This is a genomic window from Pseudomonas sp. AU12215 (genome assembly GCF_001675465.2).
GTDB classification, from domain to species: domain Bacteria; phylum Pseudomonadota; class Gammaproteobacteria; order Pseudomonadales; family Pseudomonadaceae; genus Pseudomonas; species Pseudomonas nitroreducens.
Genome location: NZ_MACM02000084.1, coordinates 1 through 977, shown reverse-complemented (window position 1 = coordinate 977; position 977 = coordinate 1). Strand labels below are relative to the sequence as shown.

General features: G+C 42.0%; 1 protein-coding gene. It reads left to right on the top strand.

Annotated features, from left to right (window positions below; translation table 11 throughout):
- The first annotated feature begins 666 nt into the window (after positions 1 to 666).
- Positions 667 to 963, top strand: coding sequence for a hypothetical protein (locus tag A9513_RS35530; protein WP_141678411.1), 297 nt, complete (start codon positions 667 to 669; stop codon positions 961 to 963).
- The last annotated feature ends 14 nt before the right edge of the window (positions 964 to 977 follow it).

Here is a 977-nt window from a genome sequence, read left to right as displayed (position 1 = left end):
CGACCGCGCAAGCGCTTCAATTGGAAATGCCCGATTGAGGTCATGACAGAGGTAGTGGCGTTGCAGCATGATGCACCTGCTTCAATCCAGTAACCGTGTTGCACTCAGCTTCTGCAACCGCCCTTAGCCTGCATACTTGCGGGAGCTATATTCGACATAAATTCGTTTAGAAGCTATGCACTAGCGGATCGTTCCGGATACAAAGGAATTATTATCGCTCAGAATGAGGCAGCAGGACTGATACTTGTTGCAACATTAATATCTGCGGCAAATATTACACAAAGGATAGCTATAAAGTCCGACATTATAATTTTCTCGCTTGCAATTACTGCGTCCTTACTACTGGGAGCTAAAGCCTCACTGATTGGAGCTCTTCTATCTATAATTTCGGTATGCGTTGCTCGATACGGGTTCGCCAGAGCTACACCAATCATAATCATTAGCCTAATTACAATTTCATCAGTGGCGCTTCTTGCATACAACCTTAACACCGAGATAAACATAGCCGTCCAAAGTTCTCTGTCTTACTTTGAATACCAGTATGACAACTATGCCCAAGGAAATATATTTACACTTCTTCTATCGGGAAGAGACAACAAGCTAGATTACGTCCTAAACAATATCCTCTCAAAAAATTACTTATATTTAATAACGGGCGGGTATCCCATGGGAAATTACAGTATTGAGATCGACTTCCCCGATTTAATTTTATTAATGGGCGCACCTACTGCATCACTTTATATACTCCAATTCATATCTTCATTTAAAACAAGAAATAAAAGCATGAAGTTATTTGCGATGCTTTCTCTAGGCTCTATATTGATAATATCCAACACTGCTGGTCATATTTTTGTTTCGGCGCTAGTACTTCCTTATATATCGGCGGTTGCAGAAGCTGAGTGCAACACGGTTACTGGATTGAAGCAGGTGCATCATGCTGCAACGCCACTACCTCTGTCATGACCTCAATCGGGCAT

What these genes read in the sequence shown, in the direction of transcription:
- A9513_RS35530 (WP_141678411.1), top strand. Translation starts at nt 667, where the DNA reads ATGGGAAATTACAGTATTGAGATCGACTTCCCCGATTTAATTTTATTA.